Annotated in this window: 1 protein-coding gene; it reads left to right on the top strand. The window is 51.1% G+C overall.

The window, feature by feature from the left end; all coding sequences use genetic code 11:
- Positions 1-229, top strand: a 229-nt coding sequence (locus ACVC08_RS00705; protein WP_452600589.1) for a hypothetical protein, incomplete at both ends; no start/stop codon positions are given.

The following is a 229-nucleotide window of genomic DNA, read 5'->3' as shown; positions in this document are numbered from 1 at the left end:
GACCATTCCAGCAGGAAGCACGAGTGTCGATGTAGTGATTCCAATCACGGATGATGCCATAGATGAAGCCGATGAGACCTTTACCGTAGATGGCACAGTAACCAGCGGAAACACAGCAAACACGGACCCAAGCGGAACAGTAACGATCACCGATAACGACAATGCGCCAACAGTAACAATAGCCGACGCAACAGTCAACGAAGGCGCTGGCACAGTAACCGTTCCAGTA

This window comes from Pontimicrobium sp. MEBiC06410 (assembly GCF_053601615.1).
Note: the sequence above shows the minus strand (reverse complement) of the source record. Positions and strands in the feature narration are given on the sequence as shown.